The organism is Halomonas terrestris (assembly GCF_049166755.1).
Classification (GTDB): domain Bacteria; phylum Pseudomonadota; class Gammaproteobacteria; order Pseudomonadales; family Halomonadaceae; genus Halomonas.
On the sequence record NZ_JBMHFZ010000026.1, the window covers coordinates 1 to 21,515 of the forward strand.

At 68.2% G+C, this 21,515-nt stretch carries 15 protein-coding genes; 13 read left to right on the top strand and 2 right to left on the bottom strand.

Annotation, left to right across the window (positions count from 1 at the left end):
- Nucleotides 1-173: 173 nt before the first annotated feature.
- From fghA to etfB, 9 genes are all read left to right on the top strand, one after another.
- Complete coding sequence (fghA, locus tag ACOMD9_RS18835) at nucleotides 174-1,028, top strand: S-formylglutathione hydrolase (RefSeq protein ID WP_421417524.1); 855 nt, start codon at nucleotides 174-176, stop codon at nucleotides 1,026-1,028.
- A 224-nt stretch (nucleotides 1,029-1,252) separates the two neighbouring features.
- Nucleotides 1,253-2,395: a choline metabolism transcriptional regulator GbdR gene (gbdR, locus tag ACOMD9_RS18840; protein ID WP_421417525.1), complete on the top strand. Its 1,143-nt coding sequence runs from the start codon at nucleotides 1,253-1,255 to the stop codon at nucleotides 2,393-2,395.
- Nucleotides 2,396-2,461: 66 nt separating this feature from the next.
- On the top strand, nucleotides 2,462-3,166 hold the full coding sequence (gene mtgA, locus ACOMD9_RS18845; protein ID WP_421417526.1) for a monofunctional biosynthetic peptidoglycan transglycosylase: 705 nt from the start codon (nucleotides 2,462-2,464) through the stop codon (nucleotides 3,164-3,166).
- 122 nt (nucleotides 3,167-3,288) lie between these two features.
- Entirely contained in the window at nucleotides 3,289-4,266 is a 978-nt protein-coding gene (locus ACOMD9_RS18850) for a dipeptidase (RefSeq protein WP_421417527.1), read from the top strand.
- A 185-nt stretch (nucleotides 4,267-4,451) separates the two neighbouring features.
- Nucleotides 4,452-4,997: a DUF5943 domain-containing protein gene (locus tag ACOMD9_RS18855; protein WP_421417528.1), complete on the top strand. Its 546-nt coding sequence runs from the start codon at nucleotides 4,452-4,454 to the stop codon at nucleotides 4,995-4,997.
- A 25-nt stretch (nucleotides 4,998-5,022) separates the two neighbouring features.
- Nucleotides 5,023-7,098: a dimethylglycine demethylation protein DgcA gene (gene dgcA / locus ACOMD9_RS18860; RefSeq protein WP_421417529.1), complete on the top strand. Its 2,076-nt coding sequence runs from the start codon at nucleotides 5,023-5,025 to the stop codon at nucleotides 7,096-7,098.
- Between the two features lie 94 nt (nucleotides 7,099-7,192).
- Complete coding sequence (locus ACOMD9_RS18865) at nucleotides 7,193-9,223, top strand: (Fe-S)-binding protein (RefSeq protein ID WP_421417530.1); 2,031 nt, start codon at nucleotides 7,193-7,195, stop codon at nucleotides 9,221-9,223.
- Nucleotides 9,223-10,530, top strand: coding sequence for an electron transfer flavoprotein subunit alpha (gene etfA, locus ACOMD9_RS18870; RefSeq protein WP_421417531.1), 1,308 nt, complete (start codon nucleotides 9,223-9,225; stop codon nucleotides 10,528-10,530). Before ACOMD9_RS18865 ends, etfA begins: the two co-directional genes overlap by 1 nt.
- Nucleotides 10,520-11,344, top strand: a complete 825-nt coding sequence (etfB, locus tag ACOMD9_RS18875) for an electron transfer flavoprotein subunit beta (RefSeq protein WP_421417532.1) — start codon at nucleotides 10,520-10,522, stop codon at nucleotides 11,342-11,344. Before etfA ends, etfB begins: the two co-directional genes overlap by 11 nt.
- 233 nt (nucleotides 11,345-11,577) lie before the next feature.
- Here etfB and ACOMD9_RS18880 read toward each other — a convergent pair whose 3' ends face one another.
- The gene (locus ACOMD9_RS18880) at nucleotides 11,578-13,152 is read right to left on the bottom strand and encodes a BCCT family transporter (RefSeq protein WP_421417533.1); all 1,575 of its coding nucleotides are present in this window, start codon (nucleotides 13,150-13,152) and stop codon (nucleotides 11,578-11,580) included.
- Between the two features lie 257 nt (nucleotides 13,153-13,409).
- Between ACOMD9_RS18880 and fdhA the strand changes: the two genes are divergently transcribed.
- The 4 genes from fdhA to ACOMD9_RS18900 all read left to right on the top strand — a co-directional run bounded on the left by fdhA (nucleotide 13,410) and on the right by ACOMD9_RS18900 (nucleotide 19,798).
- Nucleotides 13,410-14,603 (top strand): formaldehyde dehydrogenase, glutathione-independent, encoded by a 1,194-nt coding sequence (gene fdhA, locus ACOMD9_RS18885; protein WP_421417534.1) that lies wholly within the window; start codon nucleotides 13,410-13,412, stop codon nucleotides 14,601-14,603.
- Nucleotides 14,604-14,943: 340 nt separating this feature from the next.
- Nucleotides 14,944-16,662 carry an NADH-ubiquinone oxidoreductase-F iron-sulfur binding region domain-containing protein gene (locus ACOMD9_RS18890; RefSeq protein ID WP_421417535.1) on the top strand — a complete coding sequence of 573 codons (1,719 nt, stop codon included), beginning with the start codon at nucleotides 14,944-14,946 and terminating at the stop codon, nucleotides 16,660-16,662.
- 11 nt (nucleotides 16,663-16,673) lie between these two features.
- Nucleotides 16,674-19,502: a formate dehydrogenase subunit alpha gene (gene fdhF, locus ACOMD9_RS18895; protein WP_421417536.1), complete on the top strand. Its 2,829-nt coding sequence runs from the start codon at nucleotides 16,674-16,676 to the stop codon at nucleotides 19,500-19,502.
- A gap of 56 nt (nucleotides 19,503-19,558) precedes the next feature.
- Nucleotides 19,559-19,798 (top strand): hypothetical protein, encoded by a 240-nt coding sequence (locus ACOMD9_RS18900; protein WP_421417537.1) that lies wholly within the window; start codon nucleotides 19,559-19,561, stop codon nucleotides 19,796-19,798.
- Between the two features lie 128 nt (nucleotides 19,799-19,926).
- Here the strand turns inward: ACOMD9_RS18900 and ACOMD9_RS18905 are convergent, their stop codons facing one another.
- A complete protein-coding gene (locus tag ACOMD9_RS18905; RefSeq protein WP_421417538.1) occupies nucleotides 19,927-21,213 on the bottom strand; it encodes an aromatic ring-hydroxylating oxygenase subunit alpha in 1,287 nt (428 codons plus the stop codon).
- Nucleotides 21,214-21,515 lie beyond the last annotated feature (302 nt).

Here is a 21,515-nt window from a genome sequence, read left to right on the forward strand (position 1 = left end):
GTCAACGAGGCCTTCGAGCTGCTGCACGCGGGCAAGAGCATTCGCACCGTCCTGCACTACTGATACCCCGCCGGCACATGGGGGCGGGTCGCTCATGTGCCGGCATGGCCTCGACAACGTGGCCAGGCGCGTCATTATGGTGGTTCAAGACGGGTACCAAGGAGAGCAAACCCATGACCATGACCGAAAGTCTGGAGCTGGTGTCGGCCAACAAGAGTTTCGGCGGCTGGCACAAGCGTTACCGCCACCGCTCCCGGGCACTGGACTGCGAGATGGTGTTCGCCATCTACCTGCCTCCCCAGGCGGAAACTCGACGTGTGCCCCTGCTGTGGTGGCTCTCCGGGCTGACCTGCACCGACGAGAACTTCATGCAGAAGGCTGGCGCTCATCGACTCGCCGCGGAACTGGGCATCGCCATCGTCTGTCCGGACACCAGTCCCCGGGGGACCGACCTGCCCGGGGAGCATGACAGCTACGACTTCGGCTCGGGGGCAGGCTTCTACGTCAATGCCACCCGTGAGCCATGGAAGCAGCACTACCGCATGTATGACTACGTGACCGAGGAGCTCCCGTCGGTGGTGCGGCAGCACTTCCCGGTCAACGGTCGTGAATCGATCAGCGGACACTCCATGGGCGGCCACGGGGCCCTGATCATGGCCCTGCGTCGGCCCGGCCACTACCGTTCGGTGTCGGCCTTCGCGCCCATCGTCAACCCCACCCAGTGCCCCTGGGGCCAGAAGGCCTTCTCCGGTTACCTGGGTGATGACGTCGGCAGCTGGACCCAGTACGACGCCTGCGAGCTGGTGGCCCGGGGCGCCTCGAGCCAGCCGCTGTTCATCGACCAGGGCGAGGCGGACGACTTCCTCGAGGAGCAGCTCAGGCCCGAACGCCTCGAGGCGGTGTGTGCCGAGCACGACCATCCGCTGACGCTACGGCGACAACCCGGTTACGACCACAGTTACTTCTTCATCGCCTCCTTCATCGAGGATCACCTGCGCTATCATGCCGAGCGGCTGAAGGCCGCCTGAGCGGGCGCGGGTGGCGGGTACGCCGGCCGGCGCCATGCCGAGGCCGGCCGGCCCGAAGCGACGCGGCACCGAACGATTGTGTTTTCCCCCGTCGGCGTGCAACTATCTGCGGCACTGCATGGCGGCGCCCCCGCCTGCCCAGTCCCCTGGCGCTTGCAGACAACCACAACACTGGCTTTCGTGACACCGACCCTCGAGAGGCGTCGGGGTGTGGAGAGATGACAATGAAAGACGCTCCTCGAGCCCCCGCTGACCACGACAGGACGCAAACCCTCGGTTTCCTCCTGCTGGACAACTTCACACTCATTTCGCTCGCTTCGGCCATCGAGCCGTTGCGCATGGCCAACCAGCTGGCGGGTCGGGAACTCTACCGCTGGTACACCCTCAGCGTCGACGGCGAACCGGTCAGGGCCAGCGACGGCCTGCAGGTCACCCCGGACGTGGCGCTCACGGTGCCACTGACGCTGGACATGGTCATCGTCTGCGGCGGTGTCGGGCCGAGTCGCAGCGTGCAGCGCGAGCACGTGGCCTGGCTGCAGTCCCAGGCGCGGCTTGCCCGGCGGCTGGGCGCCATCTGCACCGGCAGCTGGGCCCTGGCGAAGGCGGGGCTGCTGGATGGCTACGAGACCAGTATCCACTGGGAGTGCCTGGCCGCCATGCAGGAGGCCTTCCCGCGGGTGGTGCTGACGACCCGGCTGTTCTCCATCGATCGCGACCGGGCCTCCGCCTCGGGGGGCACTGCACCGCTGGACATGATGCTCACCCTGATCGGTCGCGACCATGGCCGTGAACTCGCCGCCGGCATCTCGGAGATGTTCATCTGCGATCGGGTGCGCAACGAGCATGACCACCAGCGGGTGCCGCTCAAGCACGTGCTCGGCACGACCCAGCCCAAGCTGCTGGAGATCGTGGCCCTGATGGAGGCCAACCTGGAGGAGCCCATCGGCCTCGACGAGCTGGCCGATTACGTGGATGTCTCCCGTCGCCAGCTGGAGCGGCTGTTCCAGAAGTACCTGCACTGCTCGCCGTCGCGCTACTACCTCAAGCTGCGCCTGACCCGGGCCCGCCAGTTGCTCAAGCAGACGCCGATGTCGATCATCGAGGTCGCCTCGGCCTGCGGCTTCGTCTCGACGCCACACTTCTCCAAGTGCTATCGGGAGTTCTTCGGCATGCCGCCCCGCGACGAGCGGCTGGGCAGTGGCACGCTCAACCTCTCGCCGGTAGCCCTGGAGAAGGAGACGGCTGCCCTGTTGCAGGGGGCGGCGGCCTTCGAGGCCGTGCCGATCGAGCCCGTCTCCAGTGCCGTGGTCGCCCTCGACGAGGCCCGGGGAGAGCCCACCTACGCCAGCGTCCGCCTGAAGTCATGAGGAGGGGCTGATGCGGACCGCCGTTGCCCCGTGGCCATCCGGCCTGCCTTCCAGCGAGGCCCCGGCGTGATACAACTGCCGTGGCGCCGGGCGGGGCGCCTGCTGGCGCTGGTGCTGCTCGGCTTCGTCGGGCTGTCGCTGCTGCTGGTTCTGCTGCTGCGGGTGGTGCCGGTGTTCGGCTCCATGGTGATGGTGGAGCGCAAGGTGCAGTCGTGGATCGCCCGCGAGCCGATCCGCATCGAGCACCAGTGGCGCGCCCGGGATGCCCTCTCCGACCATGCCAAGCTGGCGGTGATCGCCGCCGAGGACCAGCGCTTCCCGCTGCACCGTGGCTTCGACGTCGACGAGATGCGGCGCGCCTGGGAGGCCAGCCGCAACGGCGGCCGGCTGCGCGGGGCCAGCACCATCAGCCAGCAGACCGCCAAGAACCTCTTCCTGTGGACCGGGCGCAGCTGGCTGCGCAAGGGGCTGGAGGCCTGGTTCACCCTGCTGATCGAGACGCTCTGGCCCAAGGAGCGCATCCTCGAGGTCTATCTCAATATCGCCGAGTGGGACCATGGGGTCTTCGGCCTGGAGGCCGCGGCCCGGCACTACTTCGGTGTCTCGGCGGCAGAGCTCAATGTCCACCAGGCCAGCCGCCTGGCCGCCATCCTGCCCAACCCGCGTGCCTGGGACGCGGCCCGTCCCGGTCCCCACGTGGAGCGGCGCAGCGCCTGGATCCGCCAGCAGATGAACAATCTCGGCGGCATCGCCTACCTTGAGCAGCTCTGACCGCGTCGCTATCGCGACAGCCATGACGTTTTTGGAATTCTCCCCGTCGCTTCCAAGCGCCGAGGCCATGGGGGGCGGCGCTATGCTGCCGGCAAGTCAACGACACTGCCGGAGAATCTTCCATGACCCCCCGCGAACTGCACGACGACGCCATCGTTATCGACGGCCTGATCATCGCCAAGTGGAACCGTGAGCTCTTCGAGGACATGCGTCGCGGCGGTCTCACCACCGCCAACTGCACCGTCTCGGTGTGGGAGGGCTTCCAGGCCACCGTCGACAATATCGTCAAGTCAAACCAGCTGATGGCCGAGTGCAGCGACCTGGTGCGCCCGGTGCGCACCACCGCGGATATCACCCGGGCCAAGGAGGAGGGCAGGACCGGCATCATCTACGGCTTCCAGAACGCCCACGCCTTCGAGGACCAGATCGGCTACGTCGAGATCTTCAAGCAGCTGGGCGTGGGCATCGTGCAGATGTGCTACAACACCCAGAACCTGGTCGGCACCGGCTGCTACGAGCGCGACGGGGGCCTCTCCGGCTTCGGTCGCGAGATCGTCGCCGAGATGAACCGCGTCGGCATCATGTGCGACCTCTCCCATGTCGGCGAGAAGACCTCCACCGAGGTGATCGAGGCCTCCACCAAGCCGGTCTGCTACTCCCACTGCCTGCCCTCCGGCCTCAAGGAGCATCCGCGCAACAAGTCCGACGAGGAGCTGAAGTTCATCGCCGACCGCGGCGGCTTCGTCGGCGTGACCATGTTCACCCCCTTCCTGCGCGCCGGGGTCGACGCCACCGTCGACGACTACGTCGAGGCCATCGAGTACGTGATGAACATCGTCGGCGAGGATGCCATCGGCATCGGCACCGACTTCACCCAGGGCCACGACAAGAACTTCTTCGAGTGGCTGACCCATGACAAGGGCTACGCCCGTCGCCTGACCAACTTCGGCAAGATCATCAACCCCGAGGGCATCCGCACCATCGGCGAGTTCCCCAACCTCACCGAGGCCCTGCTGCGTCGCGGCTTCAGCGAGTCCCAGACGCGCAAGATCATGGGCGAAAACTGGGTGCGGGTCCTGAAGGATGTCTGGGGCGCCTGATAGCACATTTCTCACTTCATATTGCCCGAGGGGGCGCCGGGGGCAGGCCGAAGAGGAGGTCCGATTCCAGGGAAGGAATCGGTAGCGTACAGGGAAGTATTCACAGCGCCTCCTCGCAGGTCTGCCGCCGGAAAGCCCCAGCCAACTGAGCGCCTTGCATAACAACGATTTCGAGGAACAAGACCGTGACCAAGATGGCCCCCGAACTGCCCATCGACGTGGATAGCGAAACCGGCGTCTGGACCACCGATGCCCTGCCCATGCTCTATGTGCCGCGGCACTTCTTCATCAACAACCATGTGGCCGTGGAGGAGGCGCTGGGCGCCGAGAAGTACGCCGAGATCCTCTACCACGCCGGCTACAAGAGCGCCTGGCACTGGTGCGAGAAGGAGGCCGAGTGCCACGGCCTCGAGGGCGAGGCGGTCTTCGAGCACTACATGACGCGCCTCTCCCAGCGCGGCTGGGGCAAGTTCGTCACCGAGGCCATCGACCTCGACGCCGGCACCGCCCGGGTGCGCCTGGAGCACAGCGCCTTCGTCTATCAGCTGGGCAAGGTGGGGCGCAAGGTGGAGTACATGTTCACCGGCTGGTTCGCCGGCGCCATGGACCAGATCCTCGCCGCCCGGGGCAGCACGCTGCGCACCGTCGCCGAGCAGACCCAGAGCGCCGCCGAAGAGGGCTGCGAGGTGGGCTATTTCGAGACCCAGCCGCTGACCGGCGCCGCCCGCTAAGTCCCGGGAACGAGGAGAGAGAACCATGGCATTCGACGCGATCTTCCAGCCGATCGAGATCGGCAAGCTCACCATCCGCAACCGGGTCGTCAGCACCGCCCACGCCGAGGTGCATGCCACCGACGGCGGCATGACCACCGACCGCTACGTCAGGTACTACGAGGAGAAGGCCAAGGGCGGCTGCGGCCTGTGCATCTGCGGCGGCTCCTCGGTGGTCTCCATCGACAGCCCCCAGGGCTGGTGGAGCTCGGTGAACCTCTCCACCGACCGGATCATCCCGCACTTCCAGAACCTGTCTAGAGCCGTCCACAAGCACGGCGGCAAGATCATGATCCAGATCACCCACATGGGGCGCCGCTCGCGCTGGGACGGCTACGACTGGTCGACCCTGCTGTCGCCCTCCGGCATCCGCGAGCCGGTGCACCGCTCCACCTGCAAGACCATCGAGGAGGAGGAGATCTGGCGCATCATCGGCGACTTCGCCCAGGCCGCGCGCCGGGCCAAGGAGGGCGGCCTCGACGGCGTCGAGCTCTCCGCCGTGCACCAGCACCTGATCGACCAGTTCTGGAGCCCGCGGGTCAACAAGCGCGAGGACCAGTGGGGCGGCAGCTTCGAGAACCGCATGCGCTTCGGCATGGAGGTGCTCAAGGCGGTGCGCGCCGAGGTCGGCGACGACTTCGTGGTGGGCATGCGCATCTGTGGCGACGAGTTCCACCCGGACGGCCTCTCCCACGACGACATGAAGCAGATCGCCGCCTACTACGATGCCACCGGGCAGGTGGACTTCTTCGGCGTGATCGGCTCCGGCTGCGACACCCACAACACCCTGGCCAACGTCATCCCCAACATGTCCTACCCGCCGGAGCCCTTCCTGCACCTGGCGGCGGGCATCAAGGAAGTGGTCAGGGTGCCGGTGATCCACGCCCAGAACATCAAGGACCCCAACCAGGCCCAGCGCATCCTGGAAGGCGGTTACGTGGACCTGGTGGGCATGACCCGGGCGCATATCGCCGACCCGCACATCATCGCCAAGATCAAGATGGGCCAGATCGACCAGATCAAGCAGTGCGTGGGCGCCAACTACTGCATCGACCGCCAGTACCAGGGCCTGGACGTGCTGTGCATCCAGAACGCCGCCACCTCCCGCGAGTACATGGGCCTGCCGCATATCATCGAGAAGAGCGAAGGGCCCAGGCGCAAGGTCGTGGTGGTGGGCGGTGGCCCCGGCGGCATGGAGGCGGCCCGCGTCGCCGCCGAGCGTGGCCATGACGTCACCCTGTTCGAGGCCGCCGAGGCCCTGGGCGGGCAGATCACCATCGCCGCCCAGGCCCCGCAGCGCGACCAGATCGCCGGCATCACCCGCTGGTATCAGCTGGAGTTGGCGCGCCTGGGCGTCGACCTGCGCCTGGGCACCCGCGCCGACGAGGCGACCCTGCTCGACCTGCGCCCGGATATCGTGGTGCTGGCCACCGGCGGCCAGCCCTTCCTCAGCCAGTTCCCGGAGTGGGGCTACTCGGAGAACCCCGAGGAGAGCCTGGTGGTCAGCACCTGGGACGTGCTCAGCGGTAAGGTTGCCCCGGGCAAGAACGTGCTGATCTATGACGCCATCTGCGAGTTCTCCGGCGTCTCGGCGGCGGACTACCTGGCCGACAAGGGCGCCAAGGTGGAGATCGTCACCGACGACATCAAGCCGGGCGCGGCGGTGGGCGGCACCACCTTCCCGACCTACTACCGCAGCCTCTACGAGAAGGAGGTGATCATGACCTCCGACCTGATGCTGCACAAGGTCTACCGGGAGGGCGACTCCCTGGTGGCGGTGCTCGAGAACGAGTACACCGGCGCCCTGGAGGAGCGGGTGGTGGATCAGGTGGTGGTGGAGAACGGCGTGCGTCCCGACGAGGGCCTCTACTACGCCCTCAAGGAGCAGTCTCGCAACAAGGGTCAGCTGGACCTGGAGGCGCTCTACGCCATCCAGCCCCAGCCCTGCCTTGGGGAGGAGAGAGGCGACGGCTTCCTGCTGTTCCGCCTGGGCGACTGCACGGCGCCGCGTAACACCCACGCGGCCATCTACGACGCCCTGCGGATCTGCAAGGACTTTTAAACCCAGCTGTAAGCTGTAAGCCGGAAGCTGTAAGTGGGGGGGTAACTTACCGCTTACAGCTCAAGGCTTACGGCTCCTCATCGAGGAAGCCGAGATGCTCGAGACCCTGCTGCCGATACTTATCTTCGCCGCCCTGGGCCTGGCGGTGATCGGCGCCTGGCGGCGTGTTCGCCTGTGGCGCCAGGGGCGGCCCTCCGCCGTGCCGCTGCTCAAGGGCCTGGCGGCCATGCCGCGCCGTTACCTGGTCGATCTGCACCATGTGGTCGGGCGCGACAAGGTGATGTCCAACACCCATGTGGCCACCGCCGGTGGCTTCGTGGCCGCCGCCGTGCTGATGATCCTGGTGCATGGCCTGGGGCTGGGCTCTTCAGAAGCACTGGGGGGCGTGCTGGGCTGGCTGCTGCTGGCGGCCAGCGCCGTGATGTTCGTGGGCAGCCGCTTCGTGGCCCGGCGCCGCCGCAACCCGCCGGCGCGCCTCTCCAGGGGCCCCTGGATGCGCCTGCCCAAGAGCCTGGCGGCCTTTTCGCTGGGTGTCTTCCTGATCACCCTGCCCACGGTGGGGCTGCTGCCCGCCGACTTCGGTCACTGGCTGCTGGCGCTGCTGCTGGCCGCCGTGGTGGTCTGGGGGCTGGGCGAGATGGTCTTCGGCATGACCTGGGGCGGGCCCATGAAGCACGCCTTCGCCGGCGCCCTGCACCTGGCCTTCCACCGTCGCGCCGAGCGCTTCGGGGAAGGCAACCGTTCCACCGGCCTCAAGGCGCTCGACCTGGACGACGAGGCGGCGCCGCTGGGTGTCGAGAAGCCCGCCGACTTCACCTGGAACCAGCTGCTCGGTTTCGATGCCTGCGTGCAGTGCGGGCGTTGCGAGGCGGTGTGCCCGGCCTTCGCCGCCGGTCAGCCGCTCAACCCCAAGAAGCTGATCCAGGACATGGTGGTGGGCCTGGCCGGGGGCAGCGATGCCAAATACGCCGGCAGTCCCCACCCTTCACAAGGGCTTGGCGGCAAGCCGGTGGGCGAGCACCACGGCACCCCCCACGGGCCCATCGTGGCCCCTGACGCGATGACGGGCGGCAAGGCCCTGGTGGACGCCGAGACCCTGTGGTCCTGCACCACCTGTCGCGCCTGCGTGGAAGAGTGCCCGATGATGATCGAGCACGTGGACGCCATCGTCGACATGCGTCGTCACCTGACCCTGGAGCGGGGCCAGACCCCCAACAAGGGCGCCGAGGTGCTCGACAACCTGATCGCCACCGACAACCCCGGCGGCTTCGATCCCGGCTCGCGGCTGCACTGGGCGGCGGACCTCGAACTGCCGCTGATGGCCGACGTCAAGCAAGCCGAGGTGCTGCTGTGGCTGGGCGACGGCGCCTTCGACATGCGCAACCAGCGCACCCTGCGCTCCCTGGTCAAGGTGCTGCGCGCCGCCGGGGTGGAGTTCGCGGTGCTGGGCACCGAGGAGCGCGACAGCGGCGACGTGGCGCGGCGCCTGGGCGACGAGGCGACCTTCCAGTCCCTGGCCAGGCGCAATATCGCCACCCTCTCGAAGTACCGCTTCCGGCGCATCGTCACCTGCGACCCCCACAGCTTCCATGTGCTGGGCAACGAGTACGGCGAGCTGGGCGGTAACTATGAAGTGTTCCACCACAGCACCTTTATCGCCGAACTTTACGACGCCGGCCGGTTGGCCTTCGCGCCCTGGAAGGGCGGCAGCGTCACCTATCACGACCCCTGCTACCTGGGCCGCTACAACGGCGAGTTTGATGCGCCGCGCAACGTGCTCAAGGCGCTGGGCATCGAGGTCAAGGAGATGGAACGCTCCGGCTTCCGCTCGCGCTGCTGCGGCGGTGGCGGCGGGGCGCCGATCACCGATATTCCCGGCGAGCGGCGGATTCCCGACATGCGCATGAACGACGTCAAGGAGAGCGGCGCCGAGCTGGTGGCGGTGGGCTGTCCCCAGTGCACCGCCATGCTCGAGGGGGTGGTGGATGCCACCGCCGAGGTGCGCGATATCGCCGAGCTGGTGGCCGATGCCCTGGTGGCGAATGCTCAGATGGAGAGTCCGGCCGCCGAGGCGGTCGATGCGACCCGCCGCTCCACCGGCAAGACCGCCGAGGAGGTGATCTGATGAGCGAGATTCGTCGTCGCGATCCACGCCATGAGTGGATCGCCCGTAACCGCCTGCATCCCGAGCACGCCAGCGTGCTCGCCGAGCTGGGACAGGGGGCTGCCAGCGAGTGGCTGGGCCCCAACGGGGTCATCCGCAGGAACCCTCGCGCCATCGGCTTCATCGGCCCCAATGGCGTCAAGCGCATCGACCGCAGCGGCGCCCAGCAGGGCGGCCAGGCGGCGGGCGCGGCCCGCCAGGCGGCCCAGGATAGCCGTCGCCAGGTGGAGATTCCCGAACCGGCCTTCCTGGTGGCGGTGGTGCCGGAGCTCTCCGGCGGGCGCCTCTCCGGTCACGACAAGGACCTGCTGGGCCTGGCCCGGCGCCTGGCCGATGCCGACCCGGAACGCCCCGGCGCCGTGCTGGCGGTGATATTTGGGCAGCACAAGGGCGAGGGGGGCGGCGAGCTGAAAGAGCAGGGCTTCGGCGAGGCGGGCATCGATCGCCTGCTGCACCTCGATGACGACGCCTATGCCGGCTTCGCCCCCGAGGCGCGCCTGGCGGCGCTGACCGCGGTGGAGCGGGAGCTGGCGCCGCGGCACTGGCTGCTCCCCGACTCGCCCCTGGGTGGGGCCGACCTGGGCCGGCGCCTGGCGCTGCGCTTGAATGAGGGGAGGGGCGAGCGGCCCGCCACCGGCGTCTGGCAGATCGAGGCCGACGCCGAGGCGCCACTGGGCTGGCGCTGCACCGCCCGCGGCGCGGCGGAGAGCCTGGATATCCAGCGGCCCCTGCCGCGGGTCGCCCTGGCGCTCGCCGAGTGTGCCGAGCCGGTGGACGAGACCCGTCACGCCGCCGAGCCCGTGAGCCTGGCGGAGACGATTCCCAGCGCCTTTTCGCGGATCGAGGACCTGGGCCAGGTGGCGGTGGACCCCGCCGGGGTGGCGCTGGCCGAGGCGGAGTTCATCCTCTCCGGCGGCAACGGCGTCAAGGACTGGGACGGCTTCCACCATGCCGCCAGGGTACTGGGGGCGACGGAAGGCGCCTCCCGGGTGGCGGTGGACGACGGCTTCATGGCGCGCCATCGCCAGGTGGGGGCCACCGGCACCTGGGTCACCGCCCGGGTCTACCTGGCGGTGGGCATCAGTGGCGCCATCCAGCACCTGCAGGGCATCCAGACCTGCGACAAGGTGGTGGCCATCAACCTCGACCCCGGATGCGACATGATCAAGCGCGCCGACCTGGCGGTGATCGGCGACAGCGGCGAGATCCTCGCCGCCCTGGTGGCCATGGTGGAACAGCAGCGAGGAGGGCAGCGCGATGCGGCCTGAGCAGCAGGGAATCGAGGTGGCGGTACTGGTCTCGGTGGGGCGTCACCCCATCACCGGGCGCGCGCGCCGCGCCGATCAGGATGCCCGGGGCCTGGAGCTGGCCCTGGGCCTGGAGCGCCAGCTGCCCGGCAGCCGGGTGAGCCTGTTGCATGCCGGCCCACGCAGCGAGGAGGGCGAAGCGGCCCTGCGTGGCTACTTGGGCATGGCCGCAGGCGCTGGCATGGGGCTGGACACCCTGACCCTGCTGGAGCAGGCCGAGGGCTGCGATGCCATCCCGGCCCTGGCCGAGCACCTGGCCGCGGCGCCGCCGCAGCTGGTGATCACCGGGGCCCGGGCGGAGCGCGGCGAGGGCTCGGGGCTCCTGCCCTATGCCCTGGCCGAGCGCCTGGGCTGGCCGCTGGTCAATGGCCTGGCCGCGGTGGAAAAGGTGGAGAACGGCGTGGCGACCCTGCTGCAGGCCCTGCCCCGGGGCCAGCGGCGGCGCCTCAAGGTGCGCCTGCCGGCCATCGTCAGCGTGGATGGCGCGGCTCCGGCGGCGCGCCAGAGCGCCTTCGGCCCGGCCCGCCGGGCCGAGCTCGCGGCAACCGCGGTGCTCGCCGAGCCGGACCGGGAGCTGGCCGAGTGGCAGCTGGCGCCGGCCCGCAAGCGTCCCAAGCGCCTGAAGATCGTCAAGGCCGCCTCGGCCCGGGACCGCTTCAAGGCCGCCGCCGCCAAGGCGGAGGGCGGCAGCGGCCAGGTGCTGGAGGGCGTCTCGGCGGAGCAGGGCGCCGAGGCGATCCTCAAGCTGCTCAACGAGGAGGGCGTGCTGCGATAGCCGCTCGCTGTTCTCGCCGTCGCCTGCTCAGCAACCCCGGCCTTGGCCGGGGTTGCTGCGTCTATACGTCCCTGAAGCCAATGCTGGCGATGATCCGCTCCTCCAGAAGGTAGGTCCGTTGGCTGTCACGAGTGCAGTTTCGCTGCATGCTGGTTCCCCCGGTGATGTTGACCTGAAGATGGAGCAACAAAAACCCCGGCCGCAGCCGGGGTCATGGGGGGACAGCAGAGGACTCAGCGAACGCCGGCCAGCACCATGCCCCGCTGCTCCTCCCGGAGTCCCTTGACCAGGCTGTAGGCCATCACCAGCAGGATCAGAGTGAAGGGCAGGCCGGTGGCCACGGCACCCGCCTGCAGGGCGCCCAGTGCCGTGCTGCCGCCACCGTAGAGCAGGATGCCGGCGATCACCCCTTCCAGGGTGGCCCAGAAGACCCGCTGGCCGCGGGGCGCATCGGTCTTGCCGCCGGCGGTGATGTTGTCGATCACCAGCGAACCGGAATCCGAGGAGGTGATGAAGAAGATCAGCACCAGCAGGATCGCCAGGCTGGAGGTCAGGGTGGTGAGTGGCAGATGCTCGAGCATCTGGAACATCGCCAGGGAGACGTCGCTGATCCCGTTGGCCAGTTCGCCGACGCCGGCCGCCGACTGGGCCAGGGCGGTACCGCCGAAGGCGCTCATCCAGACGATGGTGACCAGGGTCGGCACCACCAGCACGGCGGTCAGGAATTCGCGCACCGTGCGCCCGCGCGAGACCCGGGCGATGAACATGCCGACGAAGGGCGACCAGGAGATCCACCAGGCCCAGTAGAACACCGTCCAGCCGTGGTACCAGGTGCTATCGTCGCGCCCGATCCAGTTGGAGAGCGGCACCACGTGGCTGACATAGGCGAGGGTGGTCGTCCACAGGCCGTTCAGGAACAGCAGGGTGGAGCCAGTGATCACCACGAAGGCCAGCAGGGCGATGGCGATCACCATGTTGATGTTGGAGAACAGCTTCACCCCGCCGTCGATGCCTCGCCATACCGAGAACAGCGCGACCACCGTGACGCCGACGATGATGGCGAGCTGGGTACCGATGGTGTTGGGCACGTCGAACAGGTAGTTGAGGCCACCCGCCGCCTGGGAGGCGCCGAAACCCAGCGAGGTGGCCAGGCCGAAGATGGTCGCCAGCACCGCCACGATGTCGATGACGTGGCCGAACCAGCCGCGTACCCGATCGCCGAGGATCGGAGTGAAGGCCGAGCGCAGGGTCAGCGGCAGGCCGCGGTTGTAGGCGAAGAAGGCCAGCGACAGCCCCACCACGCCGTAGATCGCCCAGGGGTGCAGGCCCCAGTGGAACATGGTGGCGCCCATGGCGGCACTGGCTCCAGCCGGGGTGTGGGCGGCGGCATTCAGCGGGGTGCCGTACCAGTCGGTGTAGTAGGCCACCGGCTCGGCCACGCTCCAGAACATCAGGCCGATGCCCATGCCTGCCGCGAACAGCATGGCGAACCAGGAGGCCGTCGAGTACTCCGGCCTGGCCTGGTCGCCGCCGAGGCGAATGCGTCCCACCGGCATCACGATCAGGGCGATGCACAGCAGCACGAAGAGGTTGCCGGCGATCATGAACAGCCAGTCGAAGTGCTCGATGGACCAGCCCCGGGCGGCCGTCAACTGGGTGTTGGCAGCGTCGGGGTAGATCAGGGCATAGAGGATGAAGGCCAGGATGGCCAGGGCCGAGAGGGGGAAGACGGGATGGTGGAAGTCCAGTCCCAGTATCTGGGTATTGTCCTGTCCGGGAGACAGGATCGGGTCGTCGTCATGCTTCATAGGGGCCTCTACTGTTGTTGTTGGGGCTCCGGGGTACCCCGGGCCAGAGCATTGTTGGGCCTGCGGGAAAGGGGGGGTGTCGTGAAAGCGACCTCCAGCTATCCGGTGCCTCGCCGGTCGATGGCGGGAATGTCTTTCACGGGTATGTGAGTGCCTCTGTGGGGCAAGCTCGCGGGCGAGGAGGGCATAGGCTGGAGCAGCGGGTGCATCCGCCACACCACAACGCCGCTCGTTACAACAACATCGAGGAGCCAGCCATGAGTGCAGCCAACCGCGGAGTCGTCTACAAGGGCCCGGGGCAAGTCGCCGTCGAATCCATCGCCTATCCGGAACTCGCCCTCGGCAATCGCAAATGCGACCACGGGGTGATCCTGAAGGTCGTCACCACCAATATCTGCGGCAGCGACCAGCACATGGTGCGTGGCCGCACCACCGCGCCGTCCGGCCTGGTGCTGGGCCACGAGATCACCGGCCTGGTGGTCGAGTGCGGCCGTGATGTCGAATTCATCAAGCCGGGCGACCTGGTCTCGGTGCCGTTCAACATCGCCTGCGGGCGCTGCCGCAACTGCAAGGAAGGCAAGACGGGTATCTGCCTCAACGTCAACCCGGCGCGCCCCGGCGCCGCCTACGGCTATGTGGACATGGGCGGCTGGGTCGGCGGCCAGACCGAATACGTCATGGTGCCCTATGCCGACTTCAACCTGCTGAAGTTCCCGGACGCCGACCAGGCCATGGAGAAGATCAAGGACCTGACCCTGCTCTCCGATATCTTCCCCACCGGCTTCCATGGCTGCGTCACCGCCGGGGTGGGGCCGGGCAGTACCGTCTACATCGCCGGCGCCGGCCCGGTGGGCCTGGCCGCGGCGGTGTCCGCCCAGCTGCTGGGGGCGGCCTGCGTGATCGTCGGCGACATGATCGAGGAGCGCCTGGCCCAGGCCCGCAGTTTCGGCTGCGAGACCATCGACCTGACCCAGGACGGCGACATGGCCGACAAGATCGAGGTGATCCTCGGCGAGCGCGAAGTCGATGCCTTCGTCGACTGCGTCGGTTTCGAGGCCCACGCCTGTGGCTGCAACCATGGCAAGGAGGCGCCCGCCACCGTGCTCAACTCGGCCATGTCGCTGACCCGCGCCGGTGGCCAGATCGGCATCCCCGGCCTCTACGTGACCGAAGATCCGGGTGCCGCCGACGACGCCGCGAGGCAGGGCGCCCTGAGCATGCGCTTCGGTCTCGGCTGGGCCAAGTCGCACAGCTTCCACACCGGCCAGTGCCCGGTGATGAAGTACCACCGTCCGCTGATGCAGGCGATCCTCTTCGGCAAGGTCAAGATCGCCGATGCGGTCAACGTCCAGATGATCACCCTGGACCAGGCCCCGCAGGGTTACGCCGACTTCGATGGGGGCGCGGCGAAGAAATTCGTCATTGACCCCCACGGCAGCGTGGCCGCTTAAGGCACCACCCGAGCTGGCCGAGGAGTAGCGCCATAAAGGCGGCGCGGGCAGCTATTTCGGGGGATCGACCCCTACGGCAGCGTGGTGGCCTGATTCTCTCCATTTTTCCCTGTCCGGCTCCGGCTCCAGGCCGGGGCCATTCTCGAAACGACCTTCGCATGTCCGTAGGCTTGCTTCCCGGCCAGTCGGGCATTGCCCCTGCACGGAGCCGGTGCCAACATGAAACGAGGAACCCGTTGCAGAAGCTGCCGTTCGATGCTGCAGTCCCGATGTCACGCCACTACCGATCGGGAGCGACAGGCTCCCAGGCAAGCGCCAACCGATAACAACGAGCCCGCTCATGACCGTCGAGACCGTCACCCCCAAGCGCCGCTTCCGCGGCAGGCCCCGTGGCCGCGATCTGCCCCCCGTCGCCCTGGCATCGCTGCGTCAGCTGCTCGGCGACGAGCGCAAGGATCCCGGGCGGCAACGCCGCGACCTGCTGATCGAGCACCTGCACGCCATCCAGGATGCCCATGGCCATCTCTCGCTGGTGAACCTGCGGGCGCTGGCCGCCTACATGAACCTGCCGATGGCCGCGGTCTACGAGACCGCCACCTTCTACGCCCACTTCGACGTGGTGCATGACGACCAGGCGCCGCCACCGGAGGTGACGATCCGCGTCTGCGACTCGCTCTCCTGCCAGCTGGCCGGCGCCGCGACCCTCGAGGCCGAGCTCAAGGCGGGCATCGACCCGGCCCGGGTACGGGTGCTGCGTGCCCCCTGCATGGGCCGCTGCGAGACCGCGCCAGTGGTGGAAGTGGGCCACCACCATGTGCTCTTCGCCACGCGCGAGGGGGTCGAGGCGGTGGTCGATACCGGTCACTTTCATCCCGAGGCGATCCTCTGGCAGCGCCTGGCGGACTATCGCGCCGAGGGCGGCTACCGGCTGCTCGCCGACTGCCGCGAGGGACGCGTCACCGTCGAGGCACTGATGGAGACGCTCGAGCGGGCCAACCTGCGCGGCCTGGGTGGGGCCGGCTTCCCCACCTTCAAGAAGTGGTATTTCGTGCGCCAGGAGCCGGGACCGCGCTACTGCGCGATCAACGCCGACGAGGGCGAGCCCGGTACCTTCAAGGATCGCTACTATCTCGAGCGTTCGCCGCACCGTTTCCTCGAGGGGGCGCTGGTCAGTGCCTGGGCGGTGGACGCCGAGGCGCTCTACATCTACCTGCGCGACGAGTATCCCGGGCTTCACCGGGTGCTGCACGCGGCGATCGCCGAGCTCGAGGTCGCGGGGTTGGTCGAGGCGGGCTATATCGTGCTGCGCCGGGGGGCCGGGGCCTACATCTGCGGCGAGGAGTCGGCGATGATCGAGTCGCTGGAGGGCAAGCCGGGCAAGCCGCGCCACCGTCCGCCCTTCGTCGCCCAGAAGGGGCTCTTCGACCGCCCGACCCTGGTCAACAACGTCGAGACCGTCTACTGGATCCCGCTGATCCACGAGAAGGGCGCCGACTGGTTCGCCGGCCATGGCCGCCACGGTCGCCAGGGACTGCGGAGCTTCTCGGTCTCCGGCCGGGTCAGGCGCCCCGGCGTGCACCTGGCGCCCGCCGGCATCACCCTCGATGAACTGATCGAGGAGTACTGCGGGGGCATGGCCGAGGGGCACCGGCTCGCCGGCTACCTGCCCGGTGGCGCCTCCGGCGGGATACTCCCGGCGAGCAAGGCCGACATCCCGCTGGACTTCGACACCCTTCAGGAGGCGGGCGGCTTCATCGGCTCCGCCGCCATCATCGTCCTGTCCGACCAGGACGACCTGCGAGCGGTGGCCACCAACCTGCTGGCCTTCTTCGCCGACGAGTCCTGCGGCCAGTGCACCCCCTGCCGGGTCGGCACCGAGAAGATGCTGAGCCTGCTCGAGCGCGACGAGTGGCAGGTCGAGGAGCTCGAGCGGCTGTCACAGGTGATGATGGACGCCTCCATCTGTGGCCTGGGTCAGGCGGCTCCCAATCCCGTGCTGGGACTGCTGCGGGACTTCCGCAGTGAACTCGCCGGCCAGAACGTGATCGTGAAAGGGTAGGGAGGCAGACCATGGCACAAGAGATCTTTACCCTGACGCTGGATGGCGCCGAAGTGAGTGCTCACCGGGGCGAGACGCTCTGGCAGGTGGCCAGGCGCGCCGGCGAGACCATCCCCCATCTGTGCTTCAAGGATGCCCCCGGCTATCGCAGCGACGGCAACTGTCGTGCCTGCATGGTCGAGATCGAGGGCGAGCGGGTGCTGGCGGCGAGCTGCCTGCGCGAGGCGTCGCCCGGCATGGTGGTCCGGAGCGCCACTTCCGAGCGGGCCCGCGTGTCCCGCGAAGGCGTGATGGAGCTGTTGATCGCCGACCAGCCCGACCGCGACGACAGCCCCGACCGCTCGAGCCACTTCTGGGCGATGGCCGACCAACTGGCCATCGACGCCACGGAAGTGCGTGAGCGCCTGCCGTCCCGGCGGGAGGGCAGTGTGCACCACGTACGCCCCCGTGAGGGCTCACTCACCCACGACGCCACGCATTCGGCGATGAACGTCAACCTCGATGCCTGCATCGAGTGCAACCTCTGCGTGCGGGCCTGCCGCGAGGTCCAGGGCAACGACGTCATCGGCCTGGCCCATCGTGGCGCCGCCTCCAAGGTCGTCTTCGACTTCGACGATCCCATGGGCGACAGCACCTGCGTGGCCTGCGGCGAGTGCGTCCAGGCGTGCCCCACCGGGGCACTGATGCCGGCGACCCTGGTCGACGCCGCGGGGCGGGGCGACTCGAAGGCGGCCGATCGCAGCGTCGACTCGGTCTGTCCCTACTGCGGGGTGGGCTGCCAGCTCACCTACCACATCAAGGACGAGCGGATCCTCTTCGTCGAGGGGCGTGATGGCCCGTCGAACCAGAACCGCCTGTGCGTCAAGGGGCGCTTCGGCTTCGACTACCCCTACCACCCCACGCGTATCACCACGCCGCTGATCCGCAAGCCGGGTGTCCCCAAGGGCCTCGACCCCGACTTCGACCCGCTCGATCCCCTGACCCACTTCCGCGAGGCGAGCTGGGAGGAGGCGCTGGACGTCGCCACCCAGGGGCTCGTCGATCTCAAGGCGGCCCACGGCCCCGATGCCCTGGCCGGCTTCGGCAGCGCCAAGTGCTCCAACGAGGAGGCCTGGCTGTTCCAGAAGCTGGTACGCACCGGCTTCGGCTCCAACCATGTCGATCACTGTACCCGGTTGTGCCATGCCAGTTCGGTGGCGGCGCTGATGGAGTGCATCGGCTCGGGGGCGGTGACGGCCTCCTTCATGCAGGCGCTGCAATCCGACGTGGTGATCCTCACCGGTTGCAACCCGGCGATCAACCACCCGGTGGCGGCCACCTATTTCAAGCAGGCGGCGCGCAACGGCACCAAGCTGATCATCCTCGATCCCCGCGGCCAGGCGCTGGACGCCTATGCCCATCGCAGCGTGCGCTTCACCCCCGGCGGCGACGTGTCGCTCTACAATGCCATGCTCAACGTCATCGTCACCGAGGAACTGTACGACCAGGCCTATATCGACGCCCACACCGAGGGCTTCGAGGCGCTCAAGGCCCATGTGCGCGACCTGACGCCCGAGGCCATGTCGGAGGCCTGCGGCGTCGCACCGGGCCTGATCCGCGAACTCGCCCGGCTCTACGCCACCGCCGACAGGGCAATGATCTTCTGGGGCATGGGCATCTCCCAGCACGTTCACGGTACCGACAACGCCCGTTGCCTGATCTCCCTGGCCCTGGCCTGCGGCCAGACCGGTCGCCCTGGCACCGGCCTGCACCCGCTGCGCGGCCAGAACAACGTCCAGGGCGCTTCCGATGCCGGCCTGATCCCCATGGTGCTGCCCGACTACCAGCCGGTGACCGATGCCCAGGTGCGTGCCGCCTTCGAGGAGCTGTGGAATACGCCGCTCGACGAGACACCGGGGCTCACCGTGGTGGAGATCATGGACGCCATCGCCGCCGGCACCATCAAGGGGATGTACATCCTCGGCGAGAACCCGGCGATGTCCGACCCCGACCTGGACCATGCCCGGGCGGCGCTGGGGAGCCTCGAGCACCTGGTGGTGCAGGACCTGTTCGTCACCGAGACGGCCCAGTTTGCCGACGTCGTCCTGCCGGCCTCGGCCTGGCCGGAGAAGGACGGCACGGTGACCAACACCAATCGCCAGGTGCAGCTGGGGCGCGCCGCCGTGCCGCTGCCCGGCGAGGCGCGGCCCGACTGGTGGATCATCCAGCAGATCGCCAACCGCATGGGGCTGGGCTGGGACTACCGCCACCCCCGCGAGGTGTTCGCCGAGATGACCCGAGGCATGGCGTCCCTGGACCATATCAGCTGGGATCGCCTGGAGCGCGAGAGTTCGGTGACCTACCCCTGCCCGGCCGACGACGCTCCCGGGGCGGACGTGGTGTTCAGCGATGCCTTCCCCACCGAGAGCGGGCGGGCGCTGTTCACCCCGACCCGGCCGCTGCCGCCGGACGAGCCCGTCGATGGCGACTTCCCCACGGTGCTCATCACCGGGCGCCAGCTCGAGCACTGGCACACCGGCTCGATGACCCGCCGCAGCCGGGTGCTCGACGACCTCGAGCCCGAGGCCGTGGCGAGCCTCGCCCCGGCAGAGCTGGCACGGCTGCGGCTGTCGCCCGGCGATCCGTTGACCATCACCACCCGGCGCGGGGCCATCACGCTCAGGACCCGCGTCGACCCCCAGATGTCGGAGGGGATGGTGTTCGTGCCCTTCTGCTACGTGGAGGCGGCGGCCAACATCCTGACCAACCCGGCGCTTGACCCCGACGGCAAGATCCCCGAGTTCAAGTACGCCGCCTGCCGCCTGAGCCGTGCGGCAGCGGTGCCGGCGGAGAGCGACTGAGGAGACCGGGTCATGTCACGGAAACGGCAACCACAGAGCAGCAGGAGGGCAGTCCCATGATGATCGTCGACCTGATCGATGGTGATGATTTCCGCAACCGCCTGGTGGCTCTCGGGATTCGCATTCCCGATGGCGCCTGCCCGGAGACCAGTGCCCGCATGGCACTGCTCAAGCATGCCGAGGTGGGGGTGCCCGGCCTGCAGGAGCTGGTGCAGGAGCTCAGCCAGCAGACCGATATCATGCTGCCCTCGGTGAGGGCGGCGCTGGAGCGGTTCCTGCTGCCGGCCCTGAGATAGCGCCGCCGCGCCTGAAAGCCGTAACGCCCCCGGGTCGTGTGATCCGGGGGCGTTCGTTTATCGGGCCGGGGGGCCTGTCATGCACGGGGCCCGCACGAGGGCAGGCCCGGTGAGGCGTGGTGGAGGGATCAGCCGCGTACCACCTTGAGGCCGGGGGCGCCGTGCCCCAGGTTCTCCTGCATCCGCTCGCTGTACCAGTCGATGAAGTCGATCACCCCGAACTCGTAGGTCTCGGAGTAGGGGCCGGGCTCGTAGGCCCTGGAGTTGATGCCGCGCTGGTTCTCCTCGGCGAGCTGCTTGTCCTGGGCGTTGGTGGCGTCCCATACCCGGCGCATCGTCTCGGGATGGTAGTCGACACCCTCCTGGGCATCCTTGTGCACCAGCCACTTGGTGGTCACCAGGGTCTCCTGGGGGCCCAGCGGCAGCACGCGGAAGACGACGGCGTGGTCGCCCATGAAGTGGTTCCAGGAGTTGGGCAGGTGAAGGATGCGCAGCGAGCCCATGTCGGGGCTCTCGAGCCGGCCCATCAGCTTGTGACACGCCGGCTGGCCGTCCATGGTCATGGAAACGACGCCATCGAGCAGCGGCGTGCGGGTGATGCGGTTGCGCTTGCCGAAGCGCTGGAGCTGCCAGGGTACCTGCTCGGCATTCCAGTCGGCCTGCTTCTTCGCCACCAGTGCCTTGTAGGCCGGGGTGGCGCGGGGATCGTCGGTGTCGTCGAACTCCTGCAGCGAGCCCAGCAACTCGGGGTGCGAACCGTTGCAGTGGTAGCACTCGCGGTTGTTCTCGATGACCAGCTTCCAGTTGGCCTGCTCGACGATGTTCGACTCCACCGCCACCTTGACGTTGGCCATGTCGTAGGGCTCGAGGTAGTGCTCGAGGGTCGCCAGGAAGTCGTCGATGGCCGTCGGCTGCTCGGCCAGGCTGACGAAGATGAAGCCACCGGCGGTTCTCACCTGCACCGGCTTGAGGCCGTAGGCGGAGAGGTCGAAGTTCTCCCCCATGTCGCTGCCGGCGAACAGCAGGCGGCCGTCGAGCTCGTAGGTCCACTGGTGGTAGGGACAGACCAGCTTGGCCACCTTGCCCTTGTCGCTGACGCACAGCCGTGAGCCGCGGTGGCGGCAGACGTTGTGGAAGCCGTGTACCGCGCCATCGTTGCCGCGCACCAGGATCACCGGGTTGTCGCCGATCTCCAGGGTCATGTAGTTGCCCTTGGCGGGAAGCTCGCAGGTCATGCCGGCGAACAGCCACTCCTTGCCGAAGATTTCCTGCATGTCCAGGGCGAACAGCCGCGCGTCGTTGTAGAACGGCTGGGGCAGCGAGAAGTTTCGCGCGCGGCTGGCGAGCATGGCACCGGTAGCCTCGCGTGTCGGGGCCAGGTCATCGTCCAGGTGAAGGTGGGAAATCGGATCCATGGAAACACTTCCTCTTGCAGGCCGCGCGTGCGGCATCGGGCGGATTGTTGGTGTCGTGAGAGGCATCAGCGTCGTGCAGTGGACCGCTTGCGGAAGTCGCAGCGGTGGATGAAGACAGTCGCGAGTTTGGATGAGCCGGCAGGAGCGGAGTTGTCTGCCGGCGACAGATGTCGATGCAGGGGCGACGCGGGGGGCGGGGGAATGCAGGGTGGTTGGAAGTCACGGGCATGATCGTGTCGCTGACAGACAAGAGGGGGCATCGCTGCCTGGCGCAGAATCCCGCTCAACGACAGGCGGTGGTG

What these genes read in the sequence shown, in the direction of transcription:
- fghA (WP_421417524.1), top strand. Translation starts at nt 174, where the DNA reads ATGACCATGACCGAAAGTCTGGAGCTGGTGTCGGCCAACAAGAGTTTC.
- gbdR (WP_421417525.1), top strand. Translation starts at nt 1,253, where the DNA reads ATGAAAGACGCTCCTCGAGCCCCCGCTGACCACGACAGGACGCAAACC.
- ACOMD9_RS18850 (WP_421417527.1), top strand. Translation starts at nt 3,289, where the DNA reads ATGACCCCCCGCGAACTGCACGACGACGCCATCGTTATCGACGGCCTG.
- dgcA (WP_421417529.1), top strand. Translation starts at nt 5,023, where the DNA reads ATGGCATTCGACGCGATCTTCCAGCCGATCGAGATCGGCAAGCTCACC.
- ACOMD9_RS18865 (WP_421417530.1), top strand. Translation starts at nt 7,193, where the DNA reads ATGCTCGAGACCCTGCTGCCGATACTTATCTTCGCCGCCCTGGGCCTG.
- etfA (WP_421417531.1), top strand. Translation starts at nt 9,223, where the DNA reads ATGAGCGAGATTCGTCGTCGCGATCCACGCCATGAGTGGATCGCCCGT.
- etfB (WP_421417532.1), top strand. Translation starts at nt 10,520, where the DNA reads ATGCGGCCTGAGCAGCAGGGAATCGAGGTGGCGGTACTGGTCTCGGTG.
- ACOMD9_RS18880 (WP_421417533.1), bottom strand. Translation starts at nt 13,152, where the DNA reads ATGAAGCATGACGACGACCCGATCCTGTCTCCCGGACAGGACAATACC.
- fdhA (WP_421417534.1), top strand. Translation starts at nt 13,410, where the DNA reads ATGAGTGCAGCCAACCGCGGAGTCGTCTACAAGGGCCCGGGGCAAGTC.
- ACOMD9_RS18890 (WP_421417535.1), top strand. Translation starts at nt 14,944, where the DNA reads ATGACCGTCGAGACCGTCACCCCCAAGCGCCGCTTCCGCGGCAGGCCC.
- fdhF (WP_421417536.1), top strand. Translation starts at nt 16,674, where the DNA reads ATGGCACAAGAGATCTTTACCCTGACGCTGGATGGCGCCGAAGTGAGT.
- ACOMD9_RS18900 (WP_421417537.1), top strand. Translation starts at nt 19,559, where the DNA reads ATGATGATCGTCGACCTGATCGATGGTGATGATTTCCGCAACCGCCTG.
- ACOMD9_RS18905 (WP_421417538.1), bottom strand. Translation starts at nt 21,213, where the DNA reads ATGGATCCGATTTCCCACCTTCACCTGGACGATGACCTGGCCCCGACA.